Below are 18589 nucleotides of genomic sequence, written 5' to 3'. Positions count from 1 at the left end.
AATTTTTACGACTTTGGTGGGTTTAATACTGGCACAAGTTGCTGATTTTTTCCTGTAAGAAGCTATTTTCATGCTCAGGCCGTGTGAGATCGGGCTGTATAAACAGTCATTGACGCTATCTGGTCAGATCTCGCAAACTGCTTAAGTCACACTATTGAGGAAACGGGTATGAGTCAGGCATTGCATAATCTGTTAAAGCTGCTGGATCTGGAAAAGCTGGAAGAGGGTCTGTTTCGCGGAGAGAGTGAAGATCTCGGTCTGCGCCAGGTATTTGGCGGTCAGGTTGTCGGCCAGGCACTGTATGCCGCGAAACAAACGGTGCCGCAGGATCGCGTTATCCGTTCATTCCACAGCTATTTTCTGCGCCCGGGGGACAGTCAGAAAACCATTATCTATGATGTGGAAAATTTGCGTGACGGGCAAAGCTTCAGCGCCCGCCGGGTCAAAGCAGTACAGAATGGCCAACCTATTTTTTATATGACCGCCTCATTTCAGGGTCATGAGAATGGTTTTGAGCACCAAAAAGCCATGCCTGCTGTGCCAGGGCCTGACGGCCTGCCATCCGAAACGGATATTGCGCGCCAGCTGGCTCATCTTCTTCCTGAAAAAACACGTAATAAGTTCTTAGCCGAGAGGCCTTTCGAAATCCGCCCGGTGGAATTCCATAACCCATTGCAAGGCCACGTCAGTGAACCCGTGCGTTATAGCTGGCTGCGTGCCAACGGCCCCCTGCCCCACGATAAGCGTACTCATCAATATCTGCTGGGCTACGCCTCTGATTACAACCTGCTACCGGTCGCATTGCAGCCACACGGTAAGGGCTTTCTTGAACAGGGGATGCAGGTAGCCACTATTGACCACTCAATGTGGTTTCACCGTCCGTTCGACCTAAACGAGTGGCTGCTCTACAGCATGGAAAGCACTTCCGCATCCGGCGCCCGGGGCTTTGTGCGCGGCGAATTCTACAATCAGCAGGGGATTCTGGTGGCTTCCACCGTACAAGAAGGCGTCATACGTCAAAACTCATGACGCCTGTGCAGCATAAAAAAAGCGGGCTTTGAGTGGCCCGCTTAATTCTATGCTTCCGGCTTTTATTGCCAAACCTTAATGGTTATAGGCATTTTCGCCGTGGCTGTTAACATCCAGGCCTTCACGCTCCTGCTCTTCAGGAACACGCAGACCCACAACCATATCCGCCACTTTAAATCCGATGAAGGCAACCACGGCAGTCCAGACAATGGTCAGACCCACGCTGAACAGCTGTACCCAGACCTGATGGCCCATAGTGACTCCTGCGGCATACCCCACTCCGCCCAGTGAGGATGATGCAAATACGCCGGTCAGAATGCATCCTACGACCCCACATACGCCATGCACGCCGAACACATCGCAAGGATCATCAACACGCAGCCATTTTTTCAGCGTGGTCACACCCCAAAAACCAGCCAGTCCACCCACAATGCCAATAATCAGGGCACCGCCGACGCCAACGTAACCACAGGCGGGTGTAATCGCCACCAGCCCAGCGATGACACCAGAGCTGACGCCAAGTAAGGAGGGTTTGCCGCGCAGCGCCCACTCACCAAAGGTCCAGCTTAACATCGCGCCGGCCGTTGCAATCACCGTATTCAGGAATGCAAGGCCCGCAATTTCGTTAGCCGAGCTGGCAGAACCGGCGTTAAAGCCAAACCAGCCAAAGTAGAGGATCGCCGTTCCGGTAAAGACCATCGGCAGATTATGGGGTTTGAAGGCTTCTTTGCCGAAACCGGCACGTTTACCCACAAGATAGGCTCCGACCAGAGCAGCAACAGCGGCGTTGATATGAACCACCGTTCCTCCGGCGAAGTCCAGCGCGCCATCCTGAGCAAGTAAACCACCCGCCCACACCATATGAGCAATAGGCAGATAGGAGAAGGTCAACCAGATAACGGCGAAGATCAGCACCGCAGAGAAACGGATGCGTTCAGCTATAGAGCCGACGATCAACCCAACGGTGATACAGGCGAAGGAAGCCTGGAAAGCCACATGAATATACTGATAAAAAGAACCCATCAACGTAGTGGGCGCGATATTTTTCAGCATCGCCCAGTTAAAACTGCCAAAGAAGGCGTTGCCTTCGCTGAAGGCCAGAGAATAACCGTAGACCACCCACAACACGCAAACCAGGGCGAAAGTCGTGGCAACCTGAGTGAGCATTGACAACACATTCTTGGCACGAATTAAACCGCCGTAAAAGAGTGCTATGCCAGGAAGGGTCATAAAGAGCACCAGCGCGGTACAGATCATCATAAAGGCGTTATCGGCTTTGTCGGCAACTGCTGGTGCAGCCGCCATTGCCAGCGTCGGTAAAAAAGCCGCACCGGTGAGGAAAAAAGTAGCAAGTTTTTTCATTTTATCCCATCCCATCAAATTTTAGCCTCGGATTACAGCGCAGCTTCGTCAGTTTCACCGGTACGAATACGGATGACGCGCTGTAGCTCTGCAACGAAAATTTTCCCGTCACCAATTTTTCCGGTATAGGCAGCCTTGCTAATCACATCCACCACTTCATCAAGCTGGTCGTCTGCAATAGCAATATCAATTTTTACTTTTGGCAGGAAGTTAACACTGTATTCCGCTCCGCGATATAACTCCGCATGCCCTTTCTGACGGCCAAAGCCTTTAACTTCAGCGACGGTGAGCCCCTGAATACCGATAGATGACAGCGCTTCACGCACGTCTTCCAGTTTGAACGGTTTGATTACCACGGTAACCAGCTTCATACGATCCCCCAGGGTTAAAATATAGCTGTTTCAGCATCACGAAAGGTATAAAGCAAAGGCTGTGCCATTGTTGAAAAGCTGAATATTTCGTACCCCTGATGCATATCGGGCTGATTACAGGCTGAAACGCCGTTCGAAAGAGGGAGTGAGGGAGCAGAGTAAGATAAAAGACGCACCAATTCAGTGCGTCATGCATTAACTCGGTGCATCTGTGCCACCGTTAGCCGATAGCGTGCCTGCATGTGGTGCACGGAGCCTTATGTCACTGCCAGCTCTGCGCCAGCCTGCTGTAGCTGGTACATCTGCCAGTAGCGTCCGCGCGCAGCCAATAGCTGTTGATGGCCGCCACGCTCCACCACCCGCCCACGGTGCAATACCAAAATAGTGTCTGCTTCGATGACCGTCGACAGGCGATGAGCAATCACCACCAGCGTGGTGCGCTGGCGCACCGCCAGCAGTGCCTGCTGGATCGCCTGTTCCGTCCCGGAGTCGATATTGGCGGTAGCTTCATCCAGTATCAGTATCTGAGGCGTTGAGACCAGCACTCGCGCCAGCGCTAATAGCTGCTTCTGCCCAACGGAAAGCGAGTTGCCCTGCTCACCCAATCGGGTATGAATACCTTCAGGCATTGAGCGTGCAAGATCGGCCAGCCGTACCGCTTCCAGCACGTCCCAAACCCGATTCTCACCGATCTTTCTTCCTAAGGTCACATTGGCGGAAAAGGTATCGGCCAGCACCACAGGATCCTGCTGAACCATCGCGACGCTATTGCGTAATGCGTCATGACTCAGTGAAGAAAGTGGCCTGTTGTCGAGCAGGATCTCACCCTCATTCAATGGATAATAGCCCATCAACACATTGGCGAGCGTACTCTTACCACTGCCGGTGTGCCCGACCAGCGCAACAAAATGGCGCGGCGGTACTGACAAATTGATATTTGTCAGTACCGGACGGCCTGGGCGATAAGCAAACGTCAGATCGCGAATGTCTATCCTGCCACTACCGAGCGGCTGGATATCTTCGCCATAAGGCTGGCGTGGTGCGTCCATCAATTGGAAAATTCGCTCACCTGCCACCACGGCCTGTTGTAGCATCGACTGCTGCGTGGTCAGTTCGATCAGCGGCTCATTAAGCCGACCAAGATAGTTAATAAACGCATACAGCACGCCAACTTCAACTGTTCCCACAGATGAAAAACCATAAAGCATCATCAGCCCGCAGAGTATCAGTGCGGAAAACAGGCTGAGCAGCGGCCGCAGCAGGAAGCCGTCCAGGCGTAGCGTCTGCATACGCGCCAGATAATGTGAACGGCTGACCTCGCCCATACGCTCACCAAAACGGGCCTGCTGGCGAAATTGCTGTATGACACTCATACCGCTGATGACTTCATTAAAACCGTTATTGATCTCCGCCAGATAACCGCGTACCCGCCGCACAATGGGGGTACTGTAGCGTTGATAGATCAACATCACGATTAACACCGCTGGAAAGATAGCGATCGCCACCAATGCCATGCGCCAGTCGAGACTGAACATTGCCACCAGCATTGCCCCGACCAGGGCAGCACTGCGCAATACGGTAGCGACCACGGTCACATAGAGATCGCGCACAACTTCGGTATCATTGGTTACCCGGGAGATAATTTGCCCCACCGGTTGGGTATCGAAAGCGCTCAACGGCTGGCGCAAAGCCGCATCCATCACATCAGTACGTAAACGCTGGACGACGCCAACCGCAGCCTGATTAAAGCGCAGCGCCTGCCAATAGTGCAGTAGAGCGGCCAGCAGCTGTAACAGCAAGTAGCTGGTTATCAGCCCGGCGGCCAGCGCGACAGGCATATGATGTTTAGCCACCATTTTGTCGATAAAATAGCTGATCAGCACCGGCCCAAGCACTTCTGCCGCTGCGGCAACCCACAACATCAGTACCGCCAGACCGAGGGATTTACGCCACGGCTTACCGTAGGAAAGCAGCCGCCTGATCGTCGGCCATAGCCGGGTAGTATTAGCCATGAGGCACTCCCTGTACGCTGTCATCTTCATCTAACGCCGCTTCCAGCTGCTGATAGCGATACATTTCTCGATACCAACCTTCAACAGCGAGTAGCTGCTCATGGTTACCACGCTGGGCAACGCCACCATGCTGTAATACCAGGATTTCACTGGCTTCGTACAATGCAGAAAGACGATGGGCACTGATGATGATCGTGCGTCCTTCGCCCCAACGCCGCAAATTATGCAAAATCTGATGTTCTGTTCTCCCGTCTACCGCAGACAGGGCATCGTCAAGCACCAGAATTTCAGCATTTAGCAGCAGTGCACGCGCAATGGAAATGCGCTGCTTCTGCCCGCCGGAAAGCATCACCCCGCGTTCGCCGACTTCCGTCTCGTAGCCCTGCGGCAATCGCAGGATATCTTCGTGCACATTAGCAAGCTGCGCCGCATGCTCAATCTCGCTCTGGGTCGCGGCAGGACGGCCTAACGCGATATTTTTCGCCACGCTGTCTGAGAACAGGAAAGGCGTCTGGCTGACCACCGCCAGCCTGCTGCGCCAGACGTCGAGACGTAACTGCGGCAGAGGGATGGTATGAAAACGAATATCCCCCCGATCAATATCAAAATGGCGCTGAATAAGACTCAATAAGGTACTTTTTCCTGAACCGGTAGGGCCGCACAGCCCCAGCATCTGTCCGGGTTTGATATTGACATTAAGGTTGCGCAGCGCAGGCTGATGTGCGCCAGGATAACAAAATTCCCGGATAGCAATTTGCAACGGGCCACGTTGTTCAGGCAGCACTTTATGACCATCAACGACGACCGGGGCTTCGGCCAGCAGTGCGCGAATACGGCTCCAGGCCGCGCTACCGCGTTCAACGATATTAAACATCCATGCCAGCGCCAGCATTGGCCAGATCATCAGGCCGAGATACATCACAAAACTGGTTAGCTGCCCAAGAGTCATCAAACCATGCCAGACCATCCAACTTCCTCCGCCGATAGCCAGCAGGTTAGACAGGGCGATGGCAATATAAATTGTCGGATCGAAACGTGCGTCAACGCGCGCCACGCGCAGGTTTTTTTCCCCGGTATCTTTGGCAATGGCAGCAAACTGAGCCGACTGGTGGTCTTCCAAACCAAATGCTTTGATCATGCGAATGCTGCTCAGGCTTTCCTGGGTTTGATCGTTCAACGAGGAGAAGGCGGCCTGTGCGCTTTTAAAACGATGATGCAACTGGTCGCCGTAACGTTTGATCACCAGCGCCATGACCGGCATAGGCAGTAGGGCCAGTAGCGTGAGCTGCCAGCTGATTTGCGTACTCATTACCACCAGCACTGCCATACCCATCACCAGTGAATCCACCAGCGTCAGGACGCCCTCTCCGGCAGCAAATACCACACGATCGACATCGTTGGTTGCCCGTGCAATCAGATCGCCGGTACGGTGACGTAGATAAAATTCTGGGTGTTGACGGCTAAGCTGGCGATAAAAGTCTTCACGCAGCTCAACGGCCAGATGGTAGGAGGCACCGAATAGCAATACACGCCACACATAGCGCAGTAAATAGACGATTACCGCAGTGACCAGCATCGCGCCGATCCACATCATCAGCTGACCGTGGCTCATACCGTTGCGGCTAACGCCGTCAACAATTTTACCGACAACCAGTGGTGGCAGCAGTTGCAGTAAAGCAATAACGATCAGCAACAGCACCGCCCCAAGATAGCGGCGCCATTCGCGTATAAAATACCAGCTCAGTTGGCTAAAAAGTCGCACTCAAACATCCTGATTATCGGCCGAATAAGTTGGCGGCAGCCCGTATCAGGGTGCAACCGGTAAAGCAGTCGTATATTTTATCTCTTCCATCGCAAAGCTCGAGGTCACATCAAGCAGGCCAGGAACGCCATTGACCAACTTTTTATAAAATCCATCGTAGCTTTTCATATCCGCTACCTGTACCCGCAGAAGATAGTCATATTCACCCGCCATGCGATAGAAGCCCATCACTTCAGGCATTGCCTGTACCACACTGACAAATTGATGGAACCAGTCACTGCTGTGCTGATGAGTTTTGATGAGTACAAAGGCGGTGAGATCCAAACCGAGCTTCTCGCCATCCAGCAGCGCTACCCGGGCGCGAATATAGCCTTCATCCTCAAGCCTTTTCAAGCGCTTCCAACATGGGGTTGTCGTCAGGCTGACAGCATCTGCCAGCACCTGCAACGACAAAGTGCAGTCCTGCTGAAGCAAATTCAAAAGCATACGGTCTTTTTTATCCAGCGCAGATAATAGCAAAATTTTCTCCCTCAACAGGCATACGCAGCAATATTATAGCAACCTTTTCTCTCAACGTTTGGTTAATCTGGTTACCTCTCATTTGGATTTCAAGGATGACCGGCATGAACAGTAAAACTACCCATAACCTACTGATAATTGGATTATTCATCGCCGTTTCCCTTACCTGGGGCACGACCTGGATGGCGATGAAAATTGCCGTCGCCAGCGTTCCGCCGATTTTCGCTACCGGGCTACGCTTTCTTTGCGCTGCGCCACTGCTTTTACTGCTGGCGCGCTATAAAAAAGCCCCACTGCTGTTCCCCGCTGGGCAGCGCGGTTTCCAGCTATGCGTTACGCTGTTCTACTTTGCCATTCCGTTCACCCTGATGATCTACGGCGAACGCTATACGTCCTCCAGCCTGGCATCCATTATCTTTGCCACGATGCCCGCAGCCGTTCTCGCAGCATCTCTGCTATTTCTGCGTGAAAGAACGACGCTACAACAACTCATTGGCCTCGGCATCAGTATCGGCGCACTCTGTACCATTCTTTGGCATGAAACCCAATCCGGCGCGGAAAGTCAGCTGCGGGGGATTCTGGCACTGGTCGCGGCGGTGTTAATCCATGCGACCATGTATGTACAGTGCAAAAAACGCTGTGCGGGTATCTCGGTACTGAGCTATAACGCACTACCCTGCCTGGGTGCCGGGATAATTCTGACGCTTGCCGGACTTGGTGAAACACCCGATTACACAACTTTTACTCCTCAGGCATTACTGGCGATAGTCTATCTTGGCGTAGTGGCTGGAGTGGGGGGGATTCTGGCCTACTTCGCGCTACAGCAGGCGGCCAAACCCTTCCAGGCATCGCTGGTATTTTTGGTGTTCCCGCTGATTGCCGTGGCGCTGGAAAGCGTGCTAAACGGCAGTAGTATTAGCCCCCAGTCACTGATGTTGTTACTGCCGTTCCTGCTGGGAATTATGCTGACGCTGTATCGTGGCACTCGCCAACCAGCCGTTGTTCAATCAGAACGGGCCATTCAGCGTTAAGCATCAGGGATACCTTTATCTGTCGCCAGGCATTACCATAGACCCCGGAAAATAATCGGGAAGATAAATTATGAAGCGTGCAGTGGTCGTATTCAGCGGTGGACAGGACTCAACAACCTGTCTGATTCAGGCTTTACAGCAGTATGACGAGGTGCACTGCGTCACCTTTGATTATGGTCAGCGTCACCGTGCTGAAATAGATGTGGCTCAACAGCTGTCAGCATCGCTGGGTGCAAGAGCACATAAAGTGCTCGATGTCACCATGCTCAATGAGCTAGCCGTCAGCAGCCTGACGCGTGATAATATTCCGGTTCCGGCTTATGATCCCGCAGCCAGCGGCCTGCCCAGCACCTTTGTCCCTGGACGCAACATCGTGTTTTTCACCTTCGCTTCAATATATGCCTGGCAGATTGAAGCAGAAGCGATCATTACCGGTGCCTGTGAGACTGACTTCTCCGGTTACCCTGACTGCCGCGATGAGTTTGTCAAAGCGCTTAACCGGGCAATCAACCTCGGGATGGCGCGTGAAATGCGCATTGAAACTCCGCTAATGTGGCTCAACAAAGCAGAGACGTGGGCACTGGCCGACTACTGGCAGCAGCTACCGCTAATACGTCATAAAACGCTCACCTGCTATAACGGTATTATTGGTGACGGCTGCGGGGATTGTGCTGCCTGCCACCTACGCGCTCGCGGTCTTAACGAATATCAGCAAAACCTTGCAGCGGTCATGCTGGAGATGAAGCGCAAAACCGGGCTGATGTAACGAGCTGGAGCAGAGAGAACTGACCTGTGCCCTCTAAGGCTGTAATCCTGCCAGATGTGCTTGCAACTCTCCTTCCAGCGGCTGCGCTTTCTGCGTTTTGATGTCGATGCAGACAAAGGTCAATAAGGCATCTGCGATTTCAGATCCGTCAGTTGCTAATGAAACCTGCTGGGCGATAGTGCCGCTTTTGTCGCCAAGCTTGACCAGCTGACAGTCTATCTTCAACATGTCGCCCAAGATCGCCGGGCGACGATAGTTGATATTGATGTTAACCACCACCAGCGCAAGCCCTTTCTCACTCATCCAGCTGAAGAATTCGCCCTTATCCAGCCAGGCCCAGCGGGCCTCCTCAAGAAACTCCAGATAGCGAGCATTATTTACGTGCTGCCAGACATCTAAATGGTAGCCACGCACTTTTATAAGGGTTTGCATAATGATGTTCTCCAGGCTGAAAGGCCACCCAAACTGGTATGACCTCTCAGAGACTAGCAGTCAGATATTCGACTGACAGAATTAATTAAGGACTCTGGATGCGGATCACAGTTTAAGGTTAGCCAGATTTCGCTCAACCAGCGCATTGCCCATTCCTGGTACCTCCTTCAATTGGTCTACCCCCGTAAAAGGACCATATTTTTCCCGGTAGCTGACTATCGATTCTGCTTTTTTCAGGCCGACACCACTCATCACCGCCGCCAGTTCCTGCGCACTGGCGCTATTGATACTGACCTGCCCGCGGCCCACCTCCTTTTCCGCCGACGTTGTGTTGACCGTAGCGCTGCCCTTTTCTGGCGCTGTGTTAGTCGCTAAAACAGGCATTGCCAGCCCGATGGCCAGGGCAAATGCGATTTGCTGTAATCGATAATTCCTCATGCTGTTTTCCTCCGTGTGTTTGACAGCACGGCTACCGTACGCCCGTCATGACAGCGCAGCAAACGGCCTGTTACAGAAATGGAAAAGGCCGCATAAGCGGCCTTTAAGAGTTGCAAGCAGTTGCAAAAATTTACGAGGATTACTGCGCCTGAGCAGCCGTTCCGTATTTGATTTTTGCTTCCTTGCGCAGGTTGCTGAGCATAGCGGCAAAGGCGAGCTGAGCATTATTCTGGGTAATGCCCTGCACCAAAGATTGTTTTTGCGCTTCCGGTATCTCACCTTTCTGCACTTTGTCGAGCGCAATCAGCACAACGTTGCCCTTATCATCTTCACTGACGCCATAAGACGGCTTACCTTCTGATGGCAGTGGCAGTGAGAATGCGGCCTGGGATAACGCATCCTGACCGGTACGCGTTAACGTCTGCTGAGCGGCGAACTTGAGATCGGCCGCCTTCAGAGCATCGTCACCCTTACCTGCTTTCAGTTCAGCCAACAGTTTGTCAGCCTGGGCTTTCGCCTGCTGTAATGCTTTCTGCTGCTTTAGCGTGTTGGTGATTTGCGCAGTCACATCCTTCAGGGCTTTCACCGCTTCCGGTTTGTGCTCATGAATGCGCAGAACAAAGGCACTATCGCCATCAACGGTGATAACGTCCGAGTTGCTACCCGGTGCACCGTTTTCACCTAACAGAGCGCCATTAAAGATAGCGTCCTGCACCGCTTTAAACTTCAGTTCGGCTGGCAGATTATCTCGGGTAAACCAGTCAGTATCGACCGCCTTCACACCGGCAACCTGCTCTGCACTCGCCAGAGACTCATTATCATTGCTGGCTGCGTCGCTGATTTTCTGTTGCAGCTTATAGAAATCAGCAATGGCTTTTTCCTGCTTCAGTTTAGCTGAGACATCATCATGAACTTCGCTGAGCGGCTTCACTTTTTCTGGCAGAGTATCGTCAAGACGCGCAATGATAAAGCCCGGAGAAGACGCGATGACACCCGACAGCTGGCCTTTCTCTTTCAGGGAGGCACCTTTTAGCTCATCCGGCGTGGTCTCTGGCTCCAACCAGCCCATATCGCCACCGTTACGGGCAGAGATAGGATCGACGGATTTCTCTTTCGCCAGCTTGGCAAAGTCACCGTCTTTCTTCAGCGAATCCAGTACCGACTGCGCTTCAGCTTCGGTATTGGTCTGGATAATGCTGTAGCGGTTGCGCTGTGGCTGGGTGTAATCACCCTTATGCTTTTCATACCAGCTCTGAATATCGCTTTCGCTAACCGGCTGCTGCATAGCCGCCGCATCCATTTTAATGTAGCTAACGCGGAACTGCTCAGGAGACATCAGGCTGCTCTGGTGCTGCTGATAGTAGTTGCCGATCTCTTCCTGCGTAACGTCCTGCTTAGCAGCCAGGGCATTCACGTCAATCGTCACCTCACGCACCAGACGCTGCTGTGACACCAGCCCCGCCAGTGAATCGGCTTCGTTACCAAGAACAAAGTCAGTTCCGGTGACAGAATTAATCAGCTGTTGGGTAGTGAGCTGTTTACGCAACGCTTCTGCATACTGGTCTGCACTGAATCCCATATTATTGATAAGAGCTAAATATCTAGCGTTATCAAATTTTCCAGCGGTCTGGAAAGCAGGCTGCGTGAAGATTGCCTGTTTGATCTGATCGTCGCCGATAGTCAGGCCAATATCTTTCGCATACTGTGTGAGCAGCATTTCATCAATCAGCTGGGAAAGTGCCTGCTGACGTATCTGCTGCATATAGCCTTCGTTACCCGCCAAAGCGGAAAATTGTTCGCCCAGCATCTGCTGCTGGCGAGCACGCTCGCTGCTAAAAGCACGCTCAAGCTGCGCCCGGCTGATTTCCTGTCCATTTACCTTTGCGGCATAATCACCGCTTCCACCGGTGAGATAACCACCTACTCCGGTAAGAACAAAAGACAGGATGATCAGACCCAATATAATTTTGAGCACGACATGGTTCGACGCCGCGCGTAAATTGTCCATCATGGTGTGACAACACTCCGCTGTAGTGTGAATGTAAACCTTGCGCTGTCGTCCCGCATTCACGAGAACGTGCTTAGCCTGTAAGACAACCGCTTACGCGTTTGTCATTGAAACATAAAAAAAGCACATCAATCTGCTGATGTGCCCCGTATGTTACATGAGAACGCATTGGCGATCCTCAATACACCGCAGAAATCTGCCGCTGCGATGCTTCAACACACTTAATTTACAGCGTCTTTCAGAGCTTTACCGGCACGGAAGCCCGGAACTTTTCCCGCTGCGATAGTAATTTCTTTACCCGTTTGCGGGTTGCGGCCAATACGTTCAGCCCGATCGCGTACTGAGAAGGTGCCAAAACCAACCAGAGCAACCTCGTCACCAGCTTGCAGAGATTCAGTGACAGAACCAATAAACGCATCCAATACACGTCCCGCTGCGGCCTTAGAAATATCAGCATCTGCAGCAATTTTGTCGATCAACTGTGACTTATTCACTCACTCATCCCCTATTTATTGTTTGCACCTCGTACAGCCATTCGCCGCACATGCACATATCAGTTGTCATTTATGGCTGTTGAGCCCCGGCAATCCCTGACCGTTGCCATCAATGGCCTGACTGCTTTCTAAAGTTAGCTGTAGCCTAAAAGGCTGGCAAGTACCAATTCACTTACCAGCCTTAGTTTAGGGTGAGTTTACCTTAGATCACTATTTGGCCGTGGCAACCTGCATGCCATAAGGCGCATTTTGCAGCGCCAAGGCTAACACTTCTTCGATACGTTTCACCGGGTGAATGTCCAGATCGGCAATGACGTTTTCTGGGATCTCTTCAAGATCGCGCTTGTTTTCATCCGGGATCAGCACCGTTTTAATTCCACCACGGTGGGCGGCCAGCAGTTTCTCTTTCAATCCACCAATAGGCAGAACCTGGCCGCGCAATGTAATCTCACCGGTCATGGCAACATCGGCACGTACCGGGTTACCGGTAAGGCAGGAAACCAGCGCGGTACACATGGCAATACCCGCGCTTGGGCCATCTTTAGGGGTCGCCCCTTCCGGTACGTGTACATGAATGTCGCGTTTTTCGTAGAAGTCACCGTTAATACCCAGTTTCTCCGCACGAGCGCGAACGACTGTCAACGCCGCCTGAATCGATTCTTGCATCACTTCACCCAGTGAACCGGTGTAGGTGAGCTTTCCTTTGCCCGGAACGCAGGCCGTTTCGATAGTTAACAGATCGCCACCGACTTCTGTCCACGCCAGACCGGTAACCTGACCCACGCGATTTTCGCTGTCGGCACGGCCGTAGTCATAACGCTGCACGCCGAGAAAATCTTTCAGGTTATCCGCGTTGATTTCGATATGCTTAACAGACTTGTCCATCAGCAAGGTTTTGACCGCCTTACGGCACAGCTTGGACAGTTCACGCTCCAGGCTACGCACGCCCGCTTCACGCGTGTAGTAACGAATAATGCCGACGATGGCGCTATCGTCAACGGTCAGCTCGTGTTCCTTCAGGGCGTTGCGCTCAATTTGCTTCGACAACAGATGCTGCTTAGCGATGTTGAGCTTTTCGTCTTCGGTGTAACCGGAAAGACGGATCACTTCCATACGGTCCAGCAGCGGAGCCGGAATATTCATTGAGTTAGATGTCGCAACAAACATCACATCGGAAAGATCGTAATCGACTTCCAGATAATGATCGTTGAAGGCAATGTTCTGTTCCGGATCGAGCACTTCCAGCAGTGCGGATGCGGGATCACCACGCATATCGGATGACATTTTGTCGATTTCATCCAGCAGGAACAGCGGGTTTTTCACCCCGACTTTGGCCATTTTCTGGATCAGCTTGCCCGGCATCGAACCAATATAGGTACGACGATGGCCACGGATCTCGGCTTCATCACGCACTCCACCCAGCGCCATGCGCACATATTTGCGCCCGGTCGCTTTGGCAATAGACTGCCCCAGCGATGTTTTACCCACGCCAGGAGGTCCAACCAGGCACAGGATAGGGCCTTTAATTTTGCTGACGCGGCTCTGGACGGCCAAATATTCGAGAATACGGTCTTTGACACGTTCGAGACCAAAGTGGTCAGTATCCAGCGTTTCCTGCGCTTTCTGCAGGTCTTTTTTGACCTTGCTGCGTGCATTCCACGGCACCTGCACCATCCAGTCAATGTAGCCACGAACCACGGTCGCTTCTGCTGACATCGGCGACATCATTTTCAGCTTTTGCAGTTCAGCTTCGGTTTTTTCACGCGCCTCTTTCGGCATCTTTGCCGCATCGATTTTGCGTTTCAGCGCTTCATTTTCGTCAGGCGCATCGTCCATCTCGCCCAGCTCTTTCTGAATCGCCTTCATTTGCTCATTCAGATAGTACTCGCGCTGACTTTTTTCCATCTGCTTTTTAACGCGATTGCGGATACGTTTCTCAACCTGCAACAGGTCGATTTCCGATTCCATCATCGCCATCAGATATTCCAGACGCTCATTTACGTCTGACATTTCCAGTACCGACTGTTTGTCCGCCAGCTTTAACGGCATGTGGGCAGCAACGGTATCAGCAAGACGTACCGCGTCTTCAATGCTGTTAAGCGAAGTCAGCACTTCCGGCGGGATCTTTTTGTTCAGTTTGATATAGCCCTCAAACTGATTGATCGCCGTGCGCACCAGCACTTCCTGCTCGCGTTCTTCTATCTCCGGGGACGTCAGATACTCGGCCTGGGCCGTAAAATGATCGCCGTTATCGGATAAGGTTGTGATGCGCGCACGCTGTAATCCTTCCACCAGCACTTTAACGGTGCCATCCGGCAGCTTCAGCATCTGCAAAATAGAGGCAACGGTTCCGACTGAAAAGAGGTCGTTAATACCAGGCTCATCCGTTGAAGCTTCTTTCTGAGCGACCAGCATGATCTTTTTGTCATGATCCATGGCGGCTTCAAGGCAGCGAATTGATTTTTCACGACCGACAAACAACGGAATGACCATGTGCGGATAAACCACCACGTCACGCAACGGCAACACAGGGATTTCAATGCGTTCAGAACGCTCAGGATTCATAGAGCTCTCTCTTAGTTTAATTTCCGCCAGGGTAAGGGGAACCGCATCATTAAGGAAAGGTGCAGTACAACCCACAGGTATCTGAGTATATGGGGATGAATGGAATAGATTCAATGTCGAGGTAATGAGAAAAGCAAAAGGGGAGAACATTTCCCCCCTGAGCCTTAACTCACTGGAATGATTTGGTTATTTATTCACCGGATACTTGCTGCACGTCCGGTTTTCCATAAATCAGCAGCGGCTCGCTTTCTCCGGCAATAACCGATGCGTCAATGACCACTTTTTCCACATCATCCACTGACGGCAAATCATACATGGTGTCCAGCAGCGCGGCCTCCACGATAGATCGCAGCCCGCGTGCGCCGGTTTTGCGCAACATCGCCTTGTTAGCGATAGCCTTCAGCGCGTCTTCCCGGAATTCCAGCTCCACACCTTCCAGATTAAACAACGCCTGATACTGCTTGGTCAGCGCATTTTTCGGCTCGCGCAGGATCTGGATCAGCGCGTCCTCGCTCAGTTCGGTCAGCGTGGCCACCACCGGAAGACGTCCGATAAATTCCGGGATCAGACCGAATTTAATCAGATCTTCAGGCTCCACCTGCGCCAGCAGCTCCCCTTCCGTCGCCTTTTCTGACTTGCCCTTCACCGATGCACCAAAGCCGATGCCGGTGCCGCTGTCCACGCGCTGCGAGACCACCTTGTCCAGTCCCGCAAAGGCGCCGCCGCAAATAAACAGGATCTTTGAGGTGTCCACCTGCAAAAACTCCTGCTGCGGATGCTTGCGTCCGCCCTGTGGCGGAACCGCTGCCACCGTGCCTTCAATCAGCTTCAGCAGCGCCTGCTGAACGCCTTCACCCGACACATCTCGGGTAATCGACGGATTGTCCGACTTGCGCGAAATCTTGTCGATTTCATCAATATAGACGATGCCACGCTGCGCCTTCTGCACGTCGTAATCGCACTTCTGCAACAGCTTCTGAATGATGTTTTCCACATCTTCACCGACGTAACCCGCTTCGGTCAGCGTGGTGGCATCTGCCATCGTAAACGGCACGTCAAGCAGGCGCGCCATCGTCTCCGCCAGCAGGGTTTTACCGCTCCCCGTCGGGCCGATCAGCAAAATATTGCTTTTACCCAGTTCGATGCCGTTGCTGGTATCGCCGTTACGCAGGCGTTTGTAGTGGTTATATACCGCTACCGACAGCACTTTTTTCGCGCGCTCCTGACCGATAACGTAGTCGTCTAGATGCTGGCGGATCTCGTGCGGCGTGGGCAGTGAACTGCGTTCGCGGTGCGGTGCAATCTCTTTGATCTCTTCGCGAATAATGTCGTTGCATAAGTCAACGCACTCATCGCAGATGTATACTGACGGGCCGGCAATCAGCTTACGCACTTCATGCTGGCTTTTGCCGCAAAAAGAGCAGTACAGCAGCTTCCCTGAACCGTCTTTGCGCTTCTCAGTCATCAGTTATCCTCATACCGGGTTCACAACGGAACTGAAGTGTTTGGTCGCAATTAACTCCTGTTAAATCTTAATATAGCCCATTTTGCCGTCAAGCAGGGAGAACAGCACCCTATTCCACCGTTCACAGTGAGCAGAAAGCTCATTTTGCCTGTGCCTAGGCGGCATTACGTTAAAGAGGAAAAATCAGAGGGAAATCTGATTTAACATACTGTTTTAAATAATAAACAGGTGATGCTTTGCGTCTTGATTTAGCTGCTAACTGGATTATGCTAAACTCTGGTCACTTTAAATGAATCCGACGGAGTGTAAACATGTCTGAAGAGCCAGAGAAAAAAGAAGAAAACGGCCAGGAAGAGAAGAGCTCAGCGCTGGCAGTGAATAAACTGTTGCAGTCGCGCTCTATTATTATTTCAGGTGAAATTAATCAGGCGCTCGCCGAGAAAGTGACCGCTCAGTTACTGATCCTACAGGAAATGGGCGATGAACCGATCAAGCTGTTTATCAACAGCCAGGGTGGCCATGTTGAAGCTGGCGATACCATCCATGACATGATTAAGTTTGTCAGACCCGAAGTGCTGGTTATCGGTACCGGTTGGGTGGCCAGCGCCGGTATCACTATTTTCCTGGCGGCCAGCAAAGAGAACCGTTATACGCTGCCAAATACCCGCTTTATGATCCACCAACCGCTGGGTGGCGTGCGTGGTAAGGTTTCAGATATTGAAATTGAAGCGAAAGAACTGCTGCGCGCCCGTGCGCGTATCAATCAGCTTATCAGTAAAGCGACAGGTCAACCGCTGGAGAAGGTGGAAAAGGATACGGACAGTAACTACTGGATGAGTCCTGAGCAGGCGATTGATTACGGAATTGCAACCCACGTTATCACTCAGTGGAACGAGCTGAAGGCATAATACGCTTTAGCCCGATATAAAAACGGCCCGCTTCTGAAATGCGGGCCGTTTTTATAGGCAAAACATGTGGATTATTCTCCAGATGCCTGCTGCGTATCTGCCTTACGGTAAATCAGTTGTGGATCGCTTTCTCCGGCAATAACCGATGCATCAATGACCACTTTTTCCACATCATCCACCGACGGCAAATCATACATGGTGTCCAGCAGTGCGGCCTCCACGATAGATCGCAGCCCGCGTGCGCCGGTTTTGCGCAACATCGCCTTGTTAGCGATAGCCTTCAGCGCGTCTTCCCGGAATTCCAGCTCCACACCTTCCAGATTAAACAACGCCTGATACTGCTTGGTCAGCGCATTTTTCGGCTCGCGCAGGATCTGGATCAGCGCGTCCTCGCTCAGTTCGGTCAGCGTGGCCACCACCGGAAGACGTCCGATAAATTCCGGGATCAGACCGAATTTAATCAGATCTTCAGGCTCCACCTGCGCCAGCAGCTCCCCTTCCGTCGCCTTTTCTGACTTGCCCTTCACCGATGCACCAAAGCCGATGCCGGTGCCGCTGTCCACGCGCTGCGAGACCACCTTGTCCAGTCCCGCAAAGGCGCCGCCGCAAATAAACAGGATCTTTGAGGTGTCCACCTGCAAAAACTCCTGCTGCGGATGCTTGCGTCCGCCCTGTGGCGGAACCGCTGCCACCGTGCCTTCAATCAGCTTCAGCAGCGCCTGCTGAACGCCTTCACCCGACACATCTCGGGTAATCGACGGATTGTCCGACTTGCGCGAAATCTTGTCGATTTCATCAATATAGACGATGCCACGCTGCGCCTTCTGCACGTCGTAATCGCACTTCTGCAACAGCTTCTGAATGATGTTTTCCACATCTTCACCGACGTAACCCGCTTCGGTCAGCGTGGTGGCATCTGCCATCGTAAACGGCACGTCAAGCAGGCGCGCCATCGTCTCCGCCAGCAGGGTTTTACCGCTCCCCGTCGGGCCGATCAGCAAAATATTGCTTTTACCCAGTTCGATGCCGTTGCTGGTATCGCCGTTACGCAGGCGTTTGTAGTGGTTATATACCGCTACCGACAGCACTTTTTTCGCGCGCTCCTGACCGATAACGTAGTCGTCTAGATGCTGGCGGATCTCGTGCGGCGTGGGCAGTGAACTGCGTTCGCGGTGCGGTGCAATCTCTTTGATCTCTTCGCGTATGATGTCGTTGCATAAGTCAACGCACTCATCGCAGACATATACTGACGGGCCGGCAATCAGCTTACGCACTTCATGCTGGCTTTTGCCGCAAAAAGAGCAGTACAGCAGCTTCCCTGAACCGTCTTTGCGTTTATCTGTCATTTACTTCCCTCTCATTGTCGCGCTTCTCTTCCCACCGTGGGGGAGGCAAGCAGACCGTCACCTGCGAAGGTAACGGTTATC

16 protein-coding genes are annotated in these 18589 nt (G+C 52.4%); 4 read left to right on the top strand and 12 right to left on the bottom strand.

The genetic code is table 11. The features are described from left to right. Window positions 1-168: 168 nt before the first annotated feature. Window positions 169-1029: an acyl-CoA thioesterase II gene (gene tesB, locus EPIR_RS05125; RefSeq protein WP_023654243.1), complete on the top strand. Its 861-nt coding sequence runs from the start codon at window positions 169-171 to the stop codon at window positions 1027-1029. Between the two features lie 75 nt (window positions 1030-1104). On the opposite strand, the gene amtB is transcribed toward tesB, so the two are convergent. The 5 genes from amtB to EPIR_RS05100 form a co-directional block, all read right to left on the bottom strand. After that, window positions 1105-2391: an ammonium transporter AmtB gene (gene amtB, locus EPIR_RS05120; protein ID WP_023654242.1), complete on the bottom strand. Its 1287-nt coding sequence runs from the start codon at window positions 2389-2391 to the stop codon at window positions 1105-1107. A gap of 32 nt (window positions 2392-2423) precedes the next feature. After that, window positions 2424-2762: a P-II family nitrogen regulator gene (glnK, locus tag EPIR_RS05115; RefSeq protein ID WP_012442206.1), complete on the bottom strand. Its 339-nt coding sequence runs from the start codon at window positions 2760-2762 to the stop codon at window positions 2424-2426. A gap of 257 nt (window positions 2763-3019) precedes the next feature. Beyond that, window positions 3020-4774, bottom strand: a complete 1755-nt coding sequence (locus EPIR_RS05110; protein ID WP_023654241.1) for a SmdB family multidrug efflux ABC transporter permease/ATP-binding protein — start codon at window positions 4772-4774, stop codon at window positions 3020-3022. Beyond that, window positions 4767-6536, bottom strand: coding sequence for a SmdA family multidrug ABC transporter permease/ATP-binding protein (locus EPIR_RS05105; RefSeq protein WP_023654240.1), 1770 nt, complete (start codon window positions 6534-6536; stop codon window positions 4767-4769). Before EPIR_RS05105 ends, EPIR_RS05110 begins: the two co-directional genes overlap by 8 nt. A gap of 45 nt (window positions 6537-6581) precedes the next feature. Then, complete coding sequence (locus EPIR_RS05100) at window positions 6582-7055, bottom strand: Lrp/AsnC family transcriptional regulator (RefSeq protein WP_023654239.1); 474 nt, start codon at window positions 7053-7055, stop codon at window positions 6582-6584. A gap of 104 nt (window positions 7056-7159) precedes the next feature. Between EPIR_RS05100 and EPIR_RS05095 the strand changes: the two genes are divergently transcribed. Together EPIR_RS05095 and queC are read left to right on the top strand one after the other, a co-directional pair. Further along, on the top strand, window positions 7160-8086 hold the full coding sequence (locus tag EPIR_RS05095) for a DMT family transporter (protein WP_023654238.1): 927 nt from the start codon (window positions 7160-7162) through the stop codon (window positions 8084-8086). A gap of 70 nt (window positions 8087-8156) precedes the next feature. Next, the gene (gene queC, locus EPIR_RS05090) at window positions 8157-8852 is read left to right on the top strand and encodes a 7-cyano-7-deazaguanine synthase QueC (RefSeq protein ID WP_023654237.1); all 696 of its coding nucleotides are present in this window, start codon (window positions 8157-8159) and stop codon (window positions 8850-8852) included. 33 nt (window positions 8853-8885) lie between these two features. Here queC and EPIR_RS05085 read toward each other — a convergent pair whose 3' ends face one another. From EPIR_RS05085 to clpX (EPIR_RS05060), 6 genes are all read right to left on the bottom strand, one after another. Then, window positions 8886-9284, bottom strand: a complete 399-nt coding sequence (locus EPIR_RS05085; protein WP_023654236.1) for an acyl-CoA thioesterase — start codon at window positions 9282-9284, stop codon at window positions 8886-8888. A gap of 105 nt (window positions 9285-9389) precedes the next feature. Continuing rightward, a complete protein-coding gene (locus EPIR_RS05080) occupies window positions 9390-9722 on the bottom strand; it encodes a helix-hairpin-helix domain-containing protein (RefSeq protein WP_023654235.1) in 333 nt (110 codons plus the stop codon). A gap of 139 nt (window positions 9723-9861) precedes the next feature. Beyond that, a complete protein-coding gene (gene ppiD, locus EPIR_RS05075) occupies window positions 9862-11733 on the bottom strand; it encodes a peptidylprolyl isomerase (RefSeq protein ID WP_023654234.1) in 1872 nt (623 codons plus the stop codon). Window positions 11734-11951: 218 nt separating this feature from the next. After that, window positions 11952-12224: a nucleoid-associated protein HU-beta gene (hupB, locus tag EPIR_RS05070; RefSeq protein WP_023654233.1), complete on the bottom strand. Its 273-nt coding sequence runs from the start codon at window positions 12222-12224 to the stop codon at window positions 11952-11954. 210 nt (window positions 12225-12434) lie between these two features. Then, a complete protein-coding gene (gene lon, locus EPIR_RS05065) occupies window positions 12435-14789 on the bottom strand; it encodes an endopeptidase La (protein ID WP_048696951.1) in 2355 nt (784 codons plus the stop codon). A gap of 190 nt (window positions 14790-14979) precedes the next feature. After that, window positions 14980-16254: an ATP-dependent protease ATP-binding subunit ClpX gene (gene clpX / locus EPIR_RS05060; RefSeq protein WP_023654231.1), complete on the bottom strand. Its 1275-nt coding sequence runs from the start codon at window positions 16252-16254 to the stop codon at window positions 14980-14982. A 311-nt stretch (window positions 16255-16565) separates the two neighbouring features. Between clpX (EPIR_RS05060) and EPIR_RS05055 the strand changes: the two genes are divergently transcribed. Next, a complete protein-coding gene (locus tag EPIR_RS05055) occupies window positions 16566-17162 on the top strand; it encodes an ATP-dependent Clp protease proteolytic subunit (RefSeq protein WP_023654230.1) in 597 nt (198 codons plus the stop codon). Between the two features lie 71 nt (window positions 17163-17233). On the opposite strand, the gene clpX (EPIR_RS05050) is transcribed toward EPIR_RS05055, so the two are convergent. Further along, window positions 17234-18508, bottom strand: coding sequence for an ATP-dependent protease ATP-binding subunit ClpX (gene clpX / locus EPIR_RS05050; RefSeq protein ID WP_023654229.1), 1275 nt, complete (start codon window positions 18506-18508; stop codon window positions 17234-17236). Between the last annotated feature and the right edge of the window lie 81 nt (window positions 18509-18589).

The organism is Erwinia piriflorinigrans CFBP 5888 (genome assembly GCF_001050515.1).
In the GTDB taxonomy this organism is placed as follows: Bacteria; Pseudomonadota; Gammaproteobacteria; order Enterobacterales; family Enterobacteriaceae; genus Erwinia; species Erwinia piriflorinigrans.
Note: the sequence above shows the minus strand (reverse complement) of the source record. Positions and strands in the feature narration are given on the sequence as shown.